Origin of the sequence: Coleofasciculus sp. G1-WW12-02 (assembly GCF_040219735.1) — a bacterium.
In the GTDB taxonomy this organism is placed as follows: Bacteria; Cyanobacteriota; Cyanobacteriia; order Cyanobacteriales; family Coleofasciculaceae; genus Coleofasciculus.
Map to the genome: position 1 here is coordinate 1 of NZ_JAVJRX010000160.1, position 18,454 is coordinate 18,454.

An 18,454-nucleotide genomic window follows, 5' to 3' on the forward strand; every position below is an offset into this window, starting at 1 on the left:
ATCTTTGACACCATTTATCAAAGCAATTAGGCATCGCTGCTGGATGAGTCTCTTTCATGTCAAGTCCAGAAAACGTGAAAGACTTGCTACAAATACATTATAACCTGTTTTAGTTCTTTTTTTCGTTCAAGTCCCACTAAGCTGTGGTAGGGACACGGCATTGCCGTGTCCTATTATCACCTTGAGTGAACAATTGCTAAAATTGCTTAGACATGATTATCTGTAATACCATCTAGCAAATCCTTGCCTTATAGCTATAGAGATTAAAGGACTAAGAGTAGATTCATAAGCAGCTTTAAGAATATGTAAATCAAGAAGATTATTTTTTTTATCAATTTTTAAATCCGCGAGGTAAGGTTCAATATAATTACTCCATTGGGTTTGTCCCATGCTTTCATTGGCTATAGAAAGCCCTAAATGCTGTAGATTCACAAATTCATCAAAGTATTCCTCATCAGGTAGATAATTAGACTTTGATGAATTAACTTCTGGAAAAGTTGGGATTAAGTTCCAAGGCTGATGGTGAGCAACAAACGACCAAGGCAAATAATGATCCAGGGAAAAACCCGAAGAAGGTAGAGTTCGCTTCGAGTAAATACACTGTAGATTAGTTTGCTTTAAAATCGACTTCCAGTAAGCTTTTTGATTATTCAGAGAACCTCTTTCTTGAGGTGGGAATAGCTTGTTCGCAATAGCAGGAACATTAGGATTACGTTGCTGCATATATTTGAGCCATTCCCAAGATGCCCAAGCACGAACGATTGAATAGTTATTTTCTAGGTATGATACCCATTCGGGATGTAACGTGATCGAACTGCAATCCTTATAGAGACTCGCATCAAAGCGGTACAACGGTTTTTTACTATCAAATAGTGCGGCGGCTAGGTTGACAATTTCTTGTTCGTCATCACCCGGATTCGTTCGCTTCTTTCTACCCGCCTTGCTTGCTTTTACTTCTTGTTCAAAAAACGGTCGGATCAAGAGAAATGGTACATATCGTTTGAGAGTTGAAACAATATCTTCTATGGGTTGATCGCTAATTCTTCTCCGCAAGTGTTTTTTATCTGTATCGTTAAAAATTATTTTTGTATCCGAAATATCAATACAAAGAGAGTCTAATTTATCAGATATTTTATCTTGTAGACCAAAGGACAGCTTGAAATAAGTGTGTGGATACCAAGCATTCGCCAGAATTTCAATGCTAATCTCTGGGAAACTAATTGGTGATAAAACATCAAACTGTCGCCTTTGTGCAATATCCAAAAGTGAAATAAAAAAAAGATATTTGTAGGAGTTTGTTGTTTTTTTTAATAGCCTAGAGAATGCCGACACATCCACTGTGTCAGATTTGGGCAATTCCTGGATGGGAGTCGCCATCAGATCTATTTCTCCAGCCTGAGTTGGGTCAACTAGATAAAACTGGATAAATTCCTTGGCGGCGCTTGGATTGAGTTCTCGAAGCACTCTGACGATACTAGCGACAGTTTCAGCCGTCGGATCGGTTTGTTCATGGAACCAGCGAAATACCACCGGGCGGTCAACTCCCAAAGCACTTGCCAGACTGCTTTGACTGATGCTGTATGTTTCTAATACGTGTCGAAGTGCTTTGCCTGCCTGTCCCATAGGTTTGATTACGTCAAAAAAGCGTAAGCTAAGATTGTTAAATTAAATAATAACACTTTACAGATATTTAGTTAGCATTTATGATAACTTTATTGCTCAGGGTTTCGCCCCTGGCATAAAGCCCTATTCCTCTGAATGCAGGGCTTGCAAGACAAAAGGCAGCGCTTCACCTCCTACAGATCGTCGCTGCCTTTTGGGTTCCATTCCGTATTGAAAGGAGACCTTCAACCATGATAGAACGTTCAAGCCATCTACAGGATTGCCCTTGGGCGGTTGTTCGGATTTTGCCCAAGTGTCAGCGTTGCGTTGTCGCCCGTTACTACAATCGTCAAGACGCGGATGACTCTCTCAGGCTGTTGCGGCGTTTCATTCCAGCAGCAGTATTCGAGCTAATCTTCGATCCTGTGGTTGAGAAAATTCTGGTTAACAAGTCTGATGTCTAAGGTGATTCTGGCTTTCTCAGGTGAGTTAAACTCCTGAGAAACTCGTTTAAGTCCCCCCCAAATGGGGGGAAGCAAGGAATTTTGGTTAAGGATTCTTACACAGCAAATCTACAAAATCTGTAATAACCATGCAACCGCTACATCATCGCATCAACCCCAAAAGTTTTGTCATTACTCTCCGCCAAATTGCCAAATACTTGAAAATCAAGCCAGAGCGCATCCTGAATTGGGAAAAATGGTATAACGTCCTCTGGGTGCATATCCAGGGACTCGGTGGCTATTTTATTAGTTACCGCCAACTCGAACAATGGATTGCTGCTTGTAGTACTTTGATACGCTTTTGCCCAAATTTGCAAGCTCTTAATTCCCTTTGGCAAAGCATTCTTCAGGAAGCCTATCGATATACAGAAGCAGCGTTTTCCCGACTCAATGCTATCTTTCAACAAAGATTGTCAGTTCTTAAATTGAGAACTTGAGCAATCTGTTCGCGATCGCGTCCTGAAAATTCACCAGATTTTGCTTAAATCCAGCACAAATCCGGGCAATACTGACTCACCGCTAATCGTAGCCGGATTATCTAGACATTCCACCGCGACTCCTGGACGATAGATATAAACCTGTCGCTTTTTGCGGTCAATTAGCCAACCTAACAGCGCCCCATTGTCAATATACTCCTGCATCTTAGTTTTAAGCGGTGTCAAATTATCAGAAACCGATCGCAGTTCCACCACAAAGTCAGGACAGATGGGTGCAAACGTTTTCTGTTGTTCAGGAGTCAGAGCGTTCCACCGTTCTAGTTTCACCCAAGCCGCATCAGGGGAAACCTTTGCACCATTAGGAAACGTAAAGCCTGATGATGAGTCAAATTCAATTCCCGTACCATCAGCATCTGTCCAATTTGCTAATTGCTGATTCAACTTAGCATTTCGGTTTCCCGTGTCTGATCCGGTGGGAGGCATAATTAGTAATTCTCCTGTTGCCGTGCGTTCAATTCGCAAATCGCGATTAATTTGACAGAACTCAAAAAACTGCTCATCTGTCAGATTAATTATCGGGTGTAAATGCAACACCAACGGAGAATTTTCTACTTGAGTCGTTGCTTCAATCATTGTCATGGCACAAATCCTTGGTGGCTGTTGCTAATAGTACGGCACTTTCCCTAAACTGCCCTCACCATATTTTGCTTAAATCCAGCACAAATCCAGGTAATACTAACTCACCGCTAATCGTAGCCGGATTATCCAAACATTCCACCGCTACTCCTGGACGATAAATATAAACCTGTCGTTTTTTGCGGTCAATCAACCAACCTAACAGCGCACCATTATCAATGTACTCCTGTATCTTAGTTTTGAGCGGTGTCAAATTATCAGAAACCGATCGCAGTTCCACTACAAAGTCAGGACAGATGGGCGCAAACGTTTTCTGTTGTTCAGGAGTCAGGGCGTTCCACCGTTCTAGTTTTACCCAAGCCGCATCAGGGGAAACCTTTGCACAATTAGGAAGCGTGAAGCCTGTACTAGAATCAAAATAAATTCCCGTTCCGTCACACTCTGCCCAAACTCCCAACTGCACAATCAACTTAGCATTTCGATTTCCCGTGTCTGATCCGGTGGGGGGCATAATTAGTAATTCTCCTGTTGCCGTGCGTTCAATTCGTAAGTCGCGATTAATTTGACAGAACTCAAAAAACTGCTCATCGGTCAGATTAATCACTGGATGTAGGTGCAACACCAACGGAGAATTTTCTACTGGAGTTGTTACTGTAGTCATAGCACCAATCCTTGGCTGCTGTTCCCTTCTGTTTGTTGACAATTATGATCGGATGATAAATGATAAGCTAGGCATAGCCTGTTTTTTGTTCGTCCCCTCTATCTTGACGCTTTTCCCCAATTTGAGGCAATGTTTCAGACGCTAAATCAAACACTCTCTCATTCAGTCTGGCAATAACAGCTTGTCGCAGTTGCCTGTTATCGGGCAGCATTTTCAGCACGTTTTCCACCAGTTCCTCAACTCTATCCTGCGACTCGCGGTCAATTCCTACAATTTGATTAATTTCTTGCCCATCCGGACGAGTTACTGTGATTCTACGTGCCTCAAATCCCCCACCTTTGGCATCAACCTCTGCCCGCAACGCCTCCAAATTCTTGAACCGCCTAGCTACATCACAGAGGTTAATCTCAAACTGAGTTATATCTTCATCAGCCCAAGACTCAGCAGGCTTATCTGCCACAATCATCACTAGAGCTTCTAACCATTCTGCATCCGTTTTGGTTTCATCAACTGCCGCTAGGGTAAAATGTTTGAGCATCCGCTCAACACATTGTCCGGCTAGACGACTGGCTCGAACTCTTAAATCTTCCCGCAATTTAGCTTCATTGCTGCTAATCCCAAACGCATCGTGCAATCGTGATTTACAGTCACTCAGCAAGCAGTCATAAGCCGTCTGAATCTCGTGCAGCGCTTGCACTAACTTTTTCCGTAAGGTTTTCGCTGTCTTCCCATCGTCAACCTGATTGGTATCAATGGCTGGCAACCCACAAGCTTCAGGTAAAGATTTAAACAGTAATACATCGGGTTCCTGGGCTTGCTTTAAGGTTTGTAAAACAGCTTGTGCTTCTGAAGAGAGGCGCTTGGTTTTCAGCGTGTACGCAGGTAGCTTTTTCACAAACTGAAATAGAGGCTTCGCCACCGCCAAAAGAGTTACATTCCTGACTCCTGCAGGCATTCGAGACTGAGGCGATTTCAAAACCGCTTCGAGTTCCTTAAAGACACGCGATCGCAACCCCACCACTTCAAAATACTTAACCGCAAAGCGTGAGGGATCTTTCACCAATAGCTCAAAATGCTCTGAACCCAAAATCGGGATAAATGTCCCATCTTTATAAACCCCAACATCATCAGTGTGGTACAGCAAAACTGCCGCTAGCAGTACCGGAATCGACCCTTGCTTGACGCCGAATGGTGGTGCTTCTAGTTTTTGGTAGAGTTGGTCTAACGGCTTTTGTTGATCATTCGCCGCTGTTTGAAACCCCTCAATTGCCTGCCAAACCGTCCATACATCTGAATTTTTTTCCGGTGGATAGAAACCCCAACCGTCCTCCTCCTGTCGATGAATTCCTGTCTCACCGAGCAAGGAATAATACATGGCGACTTCTGGACCATACCCCGTTAATCCTAATTTTTCTACCTCGGCATTTTCCAACATCGCCTCAATTAGTTCCCGTCTCGCCTTAGCGCCTTGAGACGTCAGTTCACGGCGATTAATCAACTCATTCCAAAGAATCGGTGTTTCTGGATAAACCCTTTCACAAACATCTGATAACTTGGCATTAAAGTCTGTTGCATGGCGGATAGTTTCTCGTTTCCCCTGAATCCAACAAACATTCTGATTCACCGCTACATCAAACGCTTGACTCAAACTTTCATCAAGCAATCGTTTCGTCTCAAATAACCGATACTGGACTTCCCGTCTCGCCACCGCATCCGTCTGAAGTTGAGCCGCACTACTCTGGATTTTCTCAAGTGCAGCAAATTCTAGCGCCCTAATTCGCAGAATACCCAGTTTTCTCGCACACAAAACAATTAACGGCTTCTCATCGGCTGTCAAAGCCGGGGGTTGACTGGGTAATTCCTCATCCAGCCAACAAGCAATTAATCCATCGCTATCTTTACTGTGACAACGCAGTTGCGCTAAATCCTGTGTCCCATTAACATAGTGTCGCTCAAAATACCGCAACGTACCTGTTTTATAACTATGCCGTTGCGCTACTAACGGCTTTAGGGGATAGGTTTGTGACAAAAGACTAGACAGAGGCGATCGATCTTGCTCAATCAGCGCCGCCACTTCGCCCTCAACATTAAAATCAGAGCCTTCCCAAAGCCGCAGTTCATCCAACAACCGACGATGGGTAATCACATTTCGTCTTAATAAACGATCAATAATATCGTCCCAATACTGCGGCTCTTGTTCCTTATATGGTGAATCGCACATTGCCAGCGTCACCAGTTCGTGAGTGGCTTTCACCGCACCCGTTGTTGTCACTAAGTTAAGCAAGCCAATGGTCTTTAAAACCCTAAGAGAATCCGTATCCAGATGTTTAGCATCGGCAATTAAATTCTGAATCTCTACCCACCGCTGCAAACCCAATCGAGAACCTAAACCCAACCCGGTGGCTTCTACGAAGTAATCATAAACCCGATCCAATTTCAGGGTTGGCAATGGTTCACCATTCACCCTTGTTTCATCCAAAAACTTCTTAAATGAATAGGGTTCAGAACTGGTGAGAAACGTAAAGAGTGAACGGTCATTTTGCCCATACTTAGCACATAGCATGGGCAACACCAACGCCGAGAGGGGATGTAACGGATACACCGCTCCCAGAACTTGCGGTGTCAGTTCTTCCGCCATGGCGATGTCTTTCCAGCGCTCATCCAACCATTCCTCTGCTTGGTTATTGATGGCATCATGAAAACTTTCTGCCTGGGATTGATCAATAACTTGACCAATCAACCGCACCATTTGTCCAGCCGATTCTGTAAAGGGGATATCTTCAAACCGCCCTTGAATTTTTGCCCATTCGTTCCGTTGGACACTAGCTAATCTCTGACCATACTCAGCAAACGCTTGGTGCAGTATCCCCAGTATATACACAGGATAATGCCCAACTCTGGGCAGTTCAGTTAACTGCTGCAACAAATATAAATCTTCAGCCCCTTCGTTATAGGCAGCAAATTCCAGATTTTTGCCTAACTCATCAATAATTAAAAAGACACCCGTTTGAGCCGCCTGAGCGAGTTCCTGCACCATCTGAGGAAGCCCTCGGCTGTCAACGGTTTCTCCATCAGCAATTGCTGCTTCCCACTCTAAAAGTTGACCCGCGATGGCTATTTTTGAGATCTCTGCTGATGACCAAAACAGCCGAATCCCTCTGGCTAAAGCCCGTATCACCGTGTTACCAATTGGTTCTCGCTGTGCCGTAGCCACGGCTCTGACGAAACCTTGCTTAGGTAGCGTTTCCTTGAGACGACAATACTCTACACTATCAGCGCCCAAAGCATTTCGCGCAATCTCCAGCGCCTGCTGCTTAATCCTCTCGTTGTTTTTGGCACATAGAGCCGATAAAAAGTGAGCAAACGCCGACTTCCCCGTACCATAGACACTGGTTAGCGTCCAAGCCCGCTGGGATTGGGAGTCTTGCCAACCCGCTAAAATTCGTCTGAGGGCATCAACGGAGCGAGTGGTGGGAACATAACCCTCTAGGGCATCGAGTTGCTGCAAATCTCGCTCTAAATTAATCGAGCGAGAATAGCGCCGATTGAGGCTGAAATAGTCAGAGAGTGGTCGTTTCATTACTTTGCCCCACCGCGTCTTCTAGTACTGTAGTACCTGTCTAGGATATCGTGTGCCAGCGCCTTTGCATCTTTTTTAAAGGAAAACTGAATCAATCCCGCCGAGTCAGAGAGGGTGAGATCCTTTGACCACCGCTCAACCTGTTCGATGGCGTCACAGAGGGCACTTTCATTCAGCTTAAACGCTAAACCAGGGCTACCTGGATCAAAGGTAAGACTGGCAATCGATATGGTTTTCTGATTCCCTTTAAACGCGGCAAATTCCAAACAAGCAGCAACGACAACCTCGGCGGGTAGATGGGCTTTGGCACCCATTTGAAACCTGTAGTGCTTGGAGTTCCCTAGGGTTTGGATAATGCCAAGTTCGGCAAAAGGACAGTCAATGGAATCCTCACTCACGCCTGTCTTGGTATCGGGTTCTACATACATCCGCAAGATGCAGGTGATGTCTTTTTTCAGTGAAGCATCGACAATACGACTACCCAGACTATCTCTATAGTCACAAAGCGCCTCAAATAAATCGTCGGCTGAAAATTCAACTGGGCGAAAGACATGAAACGCAAAATACCAAGCCGTCGCCTCGCAGGTGGGTTTGAGGAGATGCCAATGGAGTAGCCACAGCGAGGCGGGATCTTCTAAAAACTCATCCCAAGCGTTATCCGCCAACAGTTGTTTGCCAAATTCTGAAGGACTATCATTGTCCAGCACTTTAAAAGCCGAACACCAATAACGAATCGAGCGCACCATATTCTTACCCACACCCAAACGTACAGGTGCATCCTCGCGCAAAAAAATTTCTGGATCTTCAGTCGCCTTGTCAAAACCCTTCTTCAGCCAGCCAAACCGAGGATGAAACGTCTCGTGGCGGGCAAAGACAGGATTAACCGCAGGAACTTGATTATCGATTTCTGGTAAAGGGAGCGTAGTTTGTTCCACCATGAAGTGCTATTTTATGTGCTGATAGAGCCAGGGGTTTCGGGATTTCTTATTGTAAACTCACTCCCCATCCTTGACATTATGGTTTTCATGTGCATTTTTAGGATCTCGTGACCACATCCCTTGCACCAACCTTAAACCACTTTGATGGCAATAGAGTCTGACCTACAGCCAAGGTAACACGAAGACGCGATCGCACCGTTCGATTCCCCTCTAACCACCTAACAACGCATTAGGGTTTCCACTGTCAATTTTGGTGATTTTTCAGTAATGAGACTGTTGCTTGTTTGGGGGCGACGCTGGAGGAGTGGGTATCTGATTGCGCCAAAACACAAACGGAAGACTTAGAGATCCCAGAACCATGACTATCCCAGTTGTTATCCAAATTATCAGTCGATTTGGTCGATAATCTCCTCGCTCAATTTGCCAAAAGACTCTATTATAACGCCAAGCGGCTAAGGCGATTGTCACAATTCCAAAAACGACTAGCATTACTCCCAGGTTCTCAGAGTTGAACAGAGGATGTATTTCTGCTTCTGCTTGAGTCACTGCTACTTGAATTTGACGTAAAAAGATGCCAAATCGAGCAATAGCAAAACCAAACCCGATTAAAGAAATCGAAGTTCGCAGCCAAGCCAGAAATGTACGCTCGTTGGCTTGATGCTCCCGCTGACGATCGACTTGCGGCTTTCTCACCATAAAATCATTAAGATTAAATTCTTACTTTTGACGAATAATCTCTTCTACCTTGTCAGTTCTAATTCTAATGAATGATCTTGTTTAGTTCTATAACCAATCAGACCTGTATGAAAAATTATTATTAGTTAGAGGAAGTGGATTATATCTGTTTCCCTCTTAAGCTTAAGATTATAGAGAATAATATATTTAATGATTAATCTTAAAGATCTGTAGCCATCAGCACAACTATCAAAAGTTAGATTTTTACCCGAAACCTAAGAAATATCGACCGGAAATAGTTCTTAAATAACATTTTTAGAGACAAGCATACACCTATCTGATAACTGTAGATATGATAGAATGTTATTTGTCAAGACGATAAATGGGAAAAGGTTTTTAGTTAGAAAAAGTACTTTATATCTTTAGAGAGATGCATGAACTAAAAATATCCCCATAGGGTGAATAGAAGAAGTAAGATTACTTCTTTACCCTTAGCTCAAGTAAAAGGAAAAGGTATTTAAGAAATGTCTTACTATCTACCACTTTCAAAGCGTTTAATTTTAAGTTTAGTCACACTTATGGGTGTGTTTCAGTGGGGTGTTCGTGCAGACGCCGCAGAATCGGTAGTGCTAAAATACCGATTTTTACGAGAGACAGTATCGGTAGAGGAGTTAACAACCTTTGCGGAAACAGGGGAACTCTCGACTTCACTGCAAGCTTATCTAAAAATGGCGGGAAAAGAACCAGCAGAGTTGCGGCAAGTTTTGACAAAAGAGATGGCTGTAGATCCAATCCTGCTTCATCGGGTACTCAATAGCCTCCCTGGGGAATTACTGTTGGATCAAACCAGCCAAGTCATTCATACTCCTACAAATCGGGCTAATCGCCAGTCTTTACGAGGCGCTTTGATGAGTTCGGCTTTACCGAATGGGAAAATTACTCTAATCGAGACGTTGCAACACTACCCAACTCCAGAAGTTCATGTTGAGGGTAATCGCCTTGTGGAAGTGGTTCAGAAAATTAGTCGGATAACGGAGCGCTTGCCAAAGCTATAGTTGTTAGCTAGGGGTAAGCTGTCACTCATTTAAATTGGCAATGGGTAGCGAGCAATGCGTTACGCTCCATGCTCCCTATAAAGGTGAGTTAATGCTTATGGCACTACAAAAATTACCTAGCCTCTGCCATTTCCGGTTGCAGTTGCGCTAAGGCAAATTGTACGCGGGTGCGAACTGCCAAATCTGACTCATCTTTCATCAGTTGCTCAAAATGAGCAACTATCTGCTGCCAATAATCTGGTTGTGTTTCGGCTATCGCTGTGGCTAATCCTTGCAATCCCACCACGGAAGCATAACGCACCACCCATTCGGGATCGTAGGATGTTACCTGTAGAGTTTTCAGCACTCGCCCTTGGGCTGAGGGAATTTCTTCAGGAGACAATTTTGACCATTGTACAGTTCCTAACCCCTTCGCCGCCGCACGACGCACGCTTAGGGCAAAGTCAGTTTCAGCCGCATTCAGTAATGTTTCTAAGGCTCTCGGATCAGCAAGTTGGGCTAAGGCTCGAATCGCCCAAGCCCTTCCCCCATAGTTATATTCGTCAAGCAGTTTGAGTAATGGTTCTACTGCCACATCTCCTAATTGCACTAATCCATCGACGGCGGCGACGGCGGCACCGGGGTTGTTATAACTGAGGACGGCAATTAATGTGGGAATCCCCGCTTCTATCTTGGCGTTGGCTAGGGTTCGCACGGCGGCGATTAAGCGAGGGGCAGAATCGGCTTGTTCAACGGCTTGAATTAGGTTTTGGTCATTTGTCATTTGTCATTTGTTATTCTCGCCTTGCGAGAATCAAGTTCTATCATTCGTTAGGTGTTATATTGTGTTTCCTAGGTCATCATCAGTATAAGGTACTTATGTAGGGGCGCCAGTCTTCATCCGTGTCAACTTCAGCCATAATCCTCGCCCTTTATCGCTTCCTGCTTTTGCCGCTACTAGGGGGAGGCGGAGCCTCCTAAGGAGCATTCCTAGGCAGAGCCTAGGAACGAGGCTAGGGGGTTATAAGGCTATAGCAAATCATCCATCAGGTTAATCAGATGGATGGCTGCTTCTGATAGCTCAACGGATTTACTGGCAGAGTTTTTCACTTCATGCTCTAATAACCCTTTGAGAGAAATGAGCTTTAAACTATTTTCCGCTAGGGTTTGGGCGATTGCATCAGCTGCCTTTAAGTATCCAATCGCCCCTAAATCGGCTAATACAGCCCGTCGTAGTTGTAACTTTTCCCCCTTCAGGGCTTGCACTAAGCGATCACCATAGGCGGGATTTTCGGTTAACTGATACATGGCTCGTGTGGCGGCGTACTGTATCCGTTCTTGATTATGCTCTAGGAAGGGTTCAATTAATGCGATCGCGTCTTTTGCCCTTAAACTGCCTAACGCCTCTATGACAGCATTATAAGGTTGTGCCAAGTGCGGTGATCCAGGTACAGGTGATCCCACTTCTATCCCACCCTCTAATAACCGCATTAACTGAGGAATACAAACGGGATCACCTAACATCCCTAACGACTGCGCGGCGGCTTCCCGCACATAGAAATCCGAACAGTCTAGACAGTTTATCAGAGGCGCAACGGCTTTGCGATCGCCCAACTTTCCCAGCGCCCTTGCTGCATTTCGTTTCAAGGGGTATCCGCCCGCCTCGGTGCAATCTGCCTCTTCCTCTAGCGCTACAATCAATGCTTCAATTACAGCAGTTTCCCGAACCCGAAATTTTCCCAGCCACCACGCCGCATAATAGCAAAGACTTAAATCATCCCGTTGTTTGAGGTTGGCGAGTGCTTGTTCTATTGTTAAAGATTCGCCACCACTCGATTGTTCAGTTACAAATGTCATTTGTCTTATGTCATGCACTCGTCTGGGCGGGTTTAGTTATATCTGGGTTAAGTAAGAAACGATAGTAGTCAAACCCGCCCCTACAAACCCGGTTCCTTTGAACAAAGCGAAGGATCACACACCATGTCCGACTAGCGAAGTGAAAGGTCAAAACTATTCTTACTTAGCTGGTAATCGGTAACAGATATGAAGTATTTTTTTACCCCTTACCCCTTACCCCTTACCGTTTACCAGCTTTCGACTTAATCAGCCAACTAACTGCCAGAATTCACGGGATGAATATTGACAATTGTCCCTCCCATGCGGGTAATGCGGCGCATTTCTTCATTCATGCGATTGTAAGGCACTTTAATGAAGACACTGCCGCTTTTGCGAAAGGGGTATTCATTTTTGTCGTTGGTTTCATTTTGACGCAAACCCGTGACTTCATAGGTAAAGAAACGACTCCCCGATGGAGTGTTAGCCGTACTGCTTGTTGCTACTTGACCTAGCATAGTAATCAATTCTCCTTTTAATTATCAATCATCCAAGTTTCTGATTTAGACCGATAAACAGCTATTTTTATCCGGCTTAATTCTCCACTTTTCCGCTAACTCGACATACCAATGGGACTAGAGTCTCAAGAGTTAGGAGATTAGAAATAACACAACGTTTTCTGTTATTTTATTTCTAGTCCTAATTTCTCCAGTCCCTAGTCCCATCTGATCAGTTCAGATCGGTTCAATCTGTTCAATCTGCTTCTTTCCAGAGGAATGTTCTAAGCAGGTGTAATGCTAGCCACTTTACCCCCCAGACGGTTAATCTGTTGGAGTTTGTTGGATAGTTCCTCATAAGGAACTAAGAAGGCTTTGCTGCTGCGACGAACTTTCGGATATCTGGGATTAATAATGCCCGATACTTCGATGCGATACACTTTGCCTTGTGTGCCATAAGGGACACAACCCCCTAATGCCTTACTTGGCGTTTCACCCTTCCCAGACGGGCGATATGCCCAGCCTTCATTTGCACCCGATGGTCCAACAACGGCTGACGAAAAATTCTGCGCCAACTCAGTCGCCAGACGCGAGTCAGTTCCTTCTAACTGGGCGCGATCGCTATTGGCATAACCGCGATATAGTCGGAACATACGGGTAAACCCGACAGTTTTCTGACCCCTTTGAGTTGCAAAACCGCGATAATAAGGAACGATATAGTCGCCGAAGTTTTCTTGATACTCTGCACTATCGATGTAAGAGTCAATATCAGCGTCGTACCCTTGAGTTTCGTACAGATCCAGGTGGTAAATTACCTCAGACTCATCGTAAGGTGCGCGACCCAATAGGTGCTTGTAATTGAGTTCAATTACACGAGTTTGAAAACTGCCGTAGAAAAACTTGGTTTTATAAAGTTCTGATTTGGCAACGCAACGCACAAACTCGCGCACGTTTACATACCCGTTCCGCAGCAATGATTCGGCACTGGTTAAGCGTTCAGACGCCATCACATAGTCATTGCCCAACAGTTGACGGTATACGGCACGGATGACCGCTTGAATATCATATTCAACCCAATCAGGGCGCAATTCTACCGGAGTTGGATTACTATACGCTTCTGTCCCTAGTCGGGAAGCTGCTGTTGTAATAGCCACTTAAATTTCTCCTGATTAAACGCCAATGTTGAAATCGTGAAGTACCCCAACTTGCTTCGCTCTTATTTGGCTTCCAACCTTTTAAAAACAAGGACGGTCTTATTCGTCTTTGGGATTTCCCGCTTCATCCGCCGACGCCTCCAAAGGTTGCCCTCTATTGGTCTTACTCCGCGTCCACAGGCAGATGCCCGTCTTCCACAGGCAATGATATTTTGTTAGTCCGCTTGGTTGCGAGCGGTTTATGGTTGTACAGACGCGCCAGTTTGGTCTGTACTATCTGTACTATCTTTAAGCGGGTATGATGTTCGTCACCTTACCGCCCATCTTATTGATTTGTTGCAACTTTTGGGAAAGCTGCTCGTAAGGGACGTAATATTCCGTCTGACTGCGGCGGATTCGGGTCATGCGTCCGGGTTTGGGGATTTGAATCACCCGCACGATATAAATCTGCTCGCGAGTTCCGCCCTGAGTACCCACGATCGCTTGTCCTTGCCGATCAGCGTATATCGGAGACGAGGTATTCAGTGCGACTTCCCGCAACAGACGAGAACGATTCCCCGCCGGCTGAGTGCGATCGCTACTGCCTAATCCGCCAAATAGTTGGAAGATCCGGCTATACCCGACGGTTTTCTGACTACGTTGGGTTTCAAATCCAATCGGATATGGAACAATGGACTGACCAAAGTTCTCTTGATACTCCATTGAGTCAATGTAGGAGTTGATCTCCGCCTCATACCCCTGTTGATCATACAGGTCAGTATGATAGGCAATCTCTGACTGGTCGTAGGGCGCTCGTCCCAAAAAGTGCTTATAATTCAGTTCGATAAATCGCACTTGTGGGGTGGAGTAGAAAAACTTTTCCCGGTATAGTTCCGATTGACCCAAGGTTCTAATAAAATCGCGAACCGTTATTTCGCCATGGCGCAGCAATGATTCAGCACTGGTTAACCGATCAAACTCCATCAAGTTATCGTTTCCAAAGACTTGTAGATAAGCGGCTCGGATCACCAATTGCAAATCATCTTCTGTCCAATTTTGACGCAGCTCCATTTTTGGAGACTCGGCAAATGCAGCAATTCCTAATCGCCTTGCTGCCGTTAAACTTGTCATCTCAACCCTCCCTGAAAATGAATAAAACGATACCCGGAAACGCAAACAATTGCTAACCCTTTTTGCTAACAACTGCTTGCCTTTCCGGGCAAGACGATCAAACTAGCTCAAGGCGTTGATCGCATAGTCAAGATAGGAATTGGCTTCAACGGCGGGATCGCCAGACAAGCCATGGTTAGCTTTGATGTACTTGAGGGCTTCAATGTACCAGCTAGGAGACAGTTCAAAGGTGCTGTTGATTTCATCAATCCCAGCAATCAGGTACTCATCCATCGGACCGGTGCCACCTGCAACTAAGCAGTAGGTTACCATCCGCAGGTAGTAACCGATGTCACGAGAACACTTGGCTTTCCCTACAGGAGTAGAAGCGTAGTTCGGTCCCTGCATCTGAGTGGTGTAGGGGAACTTTTGGTACACCGCGTTAGCTGCACCATCAATCAGCATTTGCGCTTTGTCAGTTAAGGCTCTAGCTGCTTGTAAGCTGGCTTGAGCTTGCTTAAACCGACCAAACGCAACTTGGATTTCGGTGCTGCTTAAGAAACGTCCCTGGGAATCGGCAGCGGCGACTGCTTCTGTCAATGGCGTCTTCATCGTCGAGATATCTCCTTAATCTTTTGCTTACTTTTTCAAACGTTTTGATGAAGTTTAAACTTCAACAGGCAATCTTTTTTTACCTTGTTTTAGGCAACCGCGTTGGCAGCCATGTCAAAGTAGCTACCGATTTCGGACATTAAAGAGCTGCAATCACCAGGAGTGATATTATTACGGTCATTCGCAAGTGCGATCGCGGCTTCTTTCATTTTTTGCACGCCAGCCGCAACAGAAGATCCCGGTACGCCCAACGCTACATAGGTTTCACGCAAACCATTCAGGCAGCGATCATTCAGTACACTGGAGTCCCCGGCAAAAATTGCGTAGGTCACATAGCGCAGGATGATTTCCATATCCCGCAAGCAAGCCGCCATCCGACGACTGGTGTAGGCGTTACCACCTGGAGCAATTAACTGAGGCTGTTCAGCAAACAAAGCACGAGCCGCGTCAGCAACGATTTTAGAAGAGCTGCTGGTGATCCGGTTAACGGAATCCATCCGCTTGTTGCTTTCTGCCACCATTGCATTCAAAGCATCTAACTGAGAGCCGGTCAGCATTTCGCCGCGCGCATCAGCTTGGCTTACCACCTTGGTGAATGCATCAAACATGAACTCAAATCCTCCTTTGCTTGGTTGAGTCTAGGGTTGAAATCTAGACAGGTTAGGTCGAGACAGTGAAACCCTTACACCTCTTCTGGTCTGTTCTCGCTGCTACCGATCACGTTTTCAGAAGGAAAACGTAAACGGAGCGTTAAGAAACCTGAGAAGATTTCCGGCTTATTATGAGAATCCCCACAATCGCGGTCATCTGGTGTTTGGGTTAACGTTTGCCTGTCATCTGTACCCTTCAGGTTTCTTTTATACAATGATGTTGAGTTTTTATTTGTTACAAATTGTTGAGTTTTTAAGCGTTGGCTGATCAAGCTCACCAATCCTGATGATGCCAAACCTGCTCAAACTAGCAGCACGAGAGGGCTACAGATTTCGCGATCGCGCCAACGCCCCATTGTCAAGTTCTGTATCGGGGCGGTTATCTTGAGCCACGTCTTCTCGCCTTTATGAGAAATTTAGTAACAATTACTTAAGTAGATATACTCAATAGGGTTACTGTCTGAATGCTTTTCTCTCTTATTGTCACAAAATAACATTAATTTAATGCTCTAAAATTTTAAGATAACACTTTTCTTAATCTGGCTTCCCCGTGCAAAAAATGCTCCCGCATCCTCTGGTCTCCCCCTTTGTTAAGAAAAATTACATTGACTGAGATGGTGTGCCAGACGGGATTACCCAACTGAAGTGACGGCTACATCTAAGATTGCGCGTAATTTTTCGGCGTCGTAGTCTTAACAAAAGTAAACATTTGACAGCTCAATACTTTGCAAAATGTAAAAATTTTAATCAACTGAACTATGCTTAGGGCTTTATCTGAGAAGGTTTGAGCAAAATCCTGTACAATGACATACAACTTAATATTTTTTAATGTTTAAAAATCTTCAGCATATTGTATAAAGAAACCTATGGGTTATTTGGGGCAAAACCAAACTTTCCCTGAAGTCTAGGATTTGCGGATGGTTGTTGTATAAGCGGTGAAACGATTGGTTGCCAGAGTCGCCTAAAGTGTCGTACTGGTTATGTCGATAGTGCCGCCGATGCCAGCAAATTGACCAAGATAATCCGATAAATTCTTTCAGGGCTGGATTTGACCCAATGCCAGACTTAGGCGAATCTCGCCACGTCGATCAATCGTTCGTTCAAACAAAGTTTAGCTAGGAGAAATTAATAAAATGCTTGATGCGTTTTCCAAAGTCGTAGAGCAAGCCGATAAAAGTGGTGCCTATCTGAGTGGCGATCAAATCAACGCGCTTTCAGCGATGGTGTCGGAAAGCAATAAGCGTTTAGATACGGTGAACCGTCTCACCAGTAACGCTTCTTCGATAGTCGCCAATGCGTACCGAGGATTAGTGGCAGAGCGTCCCCAAGTGTTCGCTCCTGGTGGTCCTTGTGACCATCACCGCAACCATGCTGCTTGTATCCGTGACATGGGCTTTATTCTCCGTTATGTCACCTACTCCATGGTGGCAGGGGATGCCAGTGTGATGAATGACCGTTGTCTCAATGGTCTGCGGGAAACCTACCAAGCGCTAGGAACACCTGGAGATGCCGTAGCATCCGGGATTCAAAAGATGAAAGATGCCGCGATCGCACTTGCCAACGACCCCAATGGCATTACCCAAGGAGATTGCAGCGCTCTGATGTCTGAGTTAGCGGGCTATTTTGATACAGCAGCAGCCGCCGTTGCTTAAGGTCGAGTTTAAACGGCTTTTTGATCATCAATCTGACAACTTAACCGAGTCAATCATTTAGGAGAACAAAAATACTCATGAAAACCCCAATTACTGAGGCGATTGCTGCTGCTGACGTGCGCGGTTCTTATCCGACTAACACCGAAATGCAAGCCATTTTTGGTCGTTTCAGTCGGGCGAAGGCTGGTCTGGATGCGGCTAAAGCGTTTACTGATAATGGTCAGGGATGGTCTGAAGCTGCTGCTAATCATGTTTATCAGAAATTCCCCTACACCACTCAAATGGAAGGACCCCAATATGCCTCGACTCAAGAAGGCAAGTCCAAGTGTGTGCGGGATATTAACAATTACTTGCGCGTGATCAGCTACTGCTGTGTAGTCGGTGGAACGGGTCCACTGGATGAATATGTGATTGCTGGCGTTAAAGAATTCAACGCAGCTCTGGGTTTGTCTTCCAGTTGGTACGTGGCGGCACTAGAATTTGTCCGTGACAATCATGGTCTATCGGGAGATGTTGCAGGTGAAGCGAATATTTACCTCAACTATGCCATCAATGCTCTGAGCTAGAAACCAGTACGGCTACCTGGGAATTCATCAAGATGTTTTAGAACATCTTTACATAAGCCCTAAGCAGGTTTGCATAGTCGGATATCCTTGGGTTCCCCTGTACTAGCCTGTATCGGGTCTGGGGGATAGGCAATGAGCAGTTGTTGTCTATCACTCAGACCCGAATCTTGTATAAAACAACATTGAGTAACTTAAATAGAACGTGAGCGCGGCTGTCCCCACCCTCAACTTTCGTAGGGTGGGGTAGGATAGCGGGGTGACGGAGGTACGGAGTCACCCAATCATTCTTGGGGAGTTTCCTGAGATTTGATGTATTGCTTAATTCGTTCAATGGT

The 18,454-nt window shown here is 45.2% G+C and carries 19 protein-coding genes; 5 read left to right on the forward strand and 14 right to left on the reverse strand.

Going from position 1 to position 18,454, the window contains the following annotated elements; genetic code table 11:
* Nucleotides 1-216: 216 nt before the first annotated feature.
* Nucleotides 217-1,623, reverse strand: a complete 1,407-nt coding sequence (locus RID09_RS25680) for an HNH endonuclease domain-containing protein (RefSeq protein WP_446338753.1) — start codon at nucleotides 1,621-1,623, stop codon at nucleotides 217-219.
* Between the two features lie 230 nt (nucleotides 1,624-1,853).
* On the opposite strand from RID09_RS25680, the gene RID09_RS25685 reads away from it, so the two are divergent.
* Both RID09_RS25685 and RID09_RS25690 read left to right on the forward strand, forming a co-directional pair.
* A complete protein-coding gene (locus RID09_RS25685) occupies nucleotides 1,854-2,066 on the forward strand; it encodes a hypothetical protein (RefSeq protein WP_446338754.1) in 213 nt (70 codons plus the stop codon).
* Nucleotides 2,067-2,194: 128 nt separating this feature from the next.
* On the forward strand, nucleotides 2,195-2,542 hold the full coding sequence (locus tag RID09_RS25690) for a hypothetical protein (protein WP_446338755.1): 348 nt from the start codon (nucleotides 2,195-2,197) through the stop codon (nucleotides 2,540-2,542).
* 30 nt (nucleotides 2,543-2,572) lie between these two features.
* Here RID09_RS25690 and RID09_RS25695 read toward each other — a convergent pair whose 3' ends face one another.
* The 5 genes from RID09_RS25695 to RID09_RS25715 all read right to left on the reverse strand — a co-directional run bounded on the left by RID09_RS25695 (nucleotide 2,573) and on the right by RID09_RS25715 (nucleotide 9,053).
* The gene (locus tag RID09_RS25695) at nucleotides 2,573-3,175 is read right to left on the reverse strand and encodes a Uma2 family endonuclease (protein WP_446338771.1); all 603 of its coding nucleotides are present in this window, start codon (nucleotides 3,173-3,175) and stop codon (nucleotides 2,573-2,575) included.
* 61 nt (nucleotides 3,176-3,236) lie between these two features.
* Nucleotides 3,237-3,839: a Uma2 family endonuclease gene (locus RID09_RS25700; protein ID WP_446338756.1), complete on the reverse strand. Its 603-nt coding sequence runs from the start codon at nucleotides 3,837-3,839 to the stop codon at nucleotides 3,237-3,239.
* Nucleotides 3,840-3,906: 67 nt separating this feature from the next.
* A complete protein-coding gene (locus RID09_RS25705) occupies nucleotides 3,907-7,419 on the reverse strand; it encodes a hypothetical protein (protein WP_446338757.1) in 3,513 nt (1,170 codons plus the stop codon).
* Nucleotides 7,419-8,357 (reverse strand): DUF4007 family protein, encoded by a 939-nt coding sequence (locus tag RID09_RS25710; protein ID WP_446338758.1) that lies wholly within the window; start codon nucleotides 8,355-8,357, stop codon nucleotides 7,419-7,421. The genes RID09_RS25705 and RID09_RS25710 overlap by 1 nt, the downstream gene beginning before the upstream one ends.
* Before the next feature lie 261 nt (nucleotides 8,358-8,618).
* The gene (locus tag RID09_RS25715) at nucleotides 8,619-9,053 is read right to left on the reverse strand and encodes a YidH family protein (protein WP_446338759.1); all 435 of its coding nucleotides are present in this window, start codon (nucleotides 9,051-9,053) and stop codon (nucleotides 8,619-8,621) included.
* Between the two features lie 503 nt (nucleotides 9,054-9,556).
* Here RID09_RS25715 and RID09_RS25720 point away from each other — a divergent pair.
* Nucleotides 9,557-10,087, forward strand: coding sequence for an alpha/beta hydrolase (locus tag RID09_RS25720; RefSeq protein ID WP_446338760.1), 531 nt, complete (start codon nucleotides 9,557-9,559; stop codon nucleotides 10,085-10,087).
* A gap of 112 nt (nucleotides 10,088-10,199) precedes the next feature.
* Here RID09_RS25720 and RID09_RS25725 read toward each other — a convergent pair whose 3' ends face one another.
* From RID09_RS25725 to RID09_RS25760, 8 genes are all read right to left on the reverse strand, one after another.
* Entirely contained in the window at nucleotides 10,200-10,850 is a 651-nt protein-coding gene (locus tag RID09_RS25725; protein WP_446338761.1) for a HEAT repeat domain-containing protein, read from the reverse strand.
* A gap of 245 nt (nucleotides 10,851-11,095) precedes the next feature.
* Entirely contained in the window at nucleotides 11,096-11,923 is an 828-nt protein-coding gene (locus RID09_RS25730) for a HEAT repeat domain-containing protein (protein WP_446338762.1), read from the reverse strand.
* A 254-nt stretch (nucleotides 11,924-12,177) separates the two neighbouring features.
* Entirely contained in the window at nucleotides 12,178-12,417 is a 240-nt protein-coding gene (locus RID09_RS25735; RefSeq protein ID WP_446338763.1) for a phycobilisome linker polypeptide, read from the reverse strand.
* 263 nt (nucleotides 12,418-12,680) lie between these two features.
* Nucleotides 12,681-13,550: a phycobilisome rod-core linker polypeptide gene (locus RID09_RS25740; protein WP_446338764.1), complete on the reverse strand. Its 870-nt coding sequence runs from the start codon at nucleotides 13,548-13,550 to the stop codon at nucleotides 12,681-12,683.
* Between the two features lie 288 nt (nucleotides 13,551-13,838).
* The gene (locus RID09_RS25745) at nucleotides 13,839-14,660 is read right to left on the reverse strand and encodes a phycobilisome rod-core linker polypeptide (RefSeq protein ID WP_446338765.1); all 822 of its coding nucleotides are present in this window, start codon (nucleotides 14,658-14,660) and stop codon (nucleotides 13,839-13,841) included.
* A 102-nt stretch (nucleotides 14,661-14,762) separates the two neighbouring features.
* Nucleotides 14,763-15,251 carry a phycocyanin subunit alpha gene (gene cpcA / locus RID09_RS25750; protein ID WP_446338766.1) on the reverse strand — a complete coding sequence of 163 codons (489 nt, stop codon included), beginning with the start codon at nucleotides 15,249-15,251 and terminating at the stop codon, nucleotides 14,763-14,765.
* 89 nt (nucleotides 15,252-15,340) lie between these two features.
* The gene (locus tag RID09_RS25755) at nucleotides 15,341-15,859 is read right to left on the reverse strand and encodes a phycocyanin subunit beta (protein WP_446338767.1); all 519 of its coding nucleotides are present in this window, start codon (nucleotides 15,857-15,859) and stop codon (nucleotides 15,341-15,343) included.
* A gap of 74 nt (nucleotides 15,860-15,933) precedes the next feature.
* Entirely contained in the window at nucleotides 15,934-16,173 is a 240-nt protein-coding gene (locus tag RID09_RS25760) for a hypothetical protein (protein WP_446338768.1), read from the reverse strand.
* A gap of 861 nt (nucleotides 16,174-17,034) precedes the next feature.
* On the opposite strand from RID09_RS25760, the gene RID09_RS25765 reads away from it, so the two are divergent.
* Both RID09_RS25765 and RID09_RS25770 read left to right on the forward strand, forming a co-directional pair.
* Nucleotides 17,035-17,553 carry a phycocyanin subunit beta gene (locus RID09_RS25765; RefSeq protein WP_446338769.1) on the forward strand — a complete coding sequence of 173 codons (519 nt, stop codon included), beginning with the start codon at nucleotides 17,035-17,037 and terminating at the stop codon, nucleotides 17,551-17,553.
* Between the two features lie 77 nt (nucleotides 17,554-17,630).
* The gene (locus tag RID09_RS25770; protein ID WP_446338770.1) at nucleotides 17,631-18,119 is read left to right on the forward strand and encodes a phycocyanin subunit alpha; all 489 of its coding nucleotides are present in this window, start codon (nucleotides 17,631-17,633) and stop codon (nucleotides 18,117-18,119) included.
* Nucleotides 18,120-18,454: the final 335 nt, after the last annotated feature.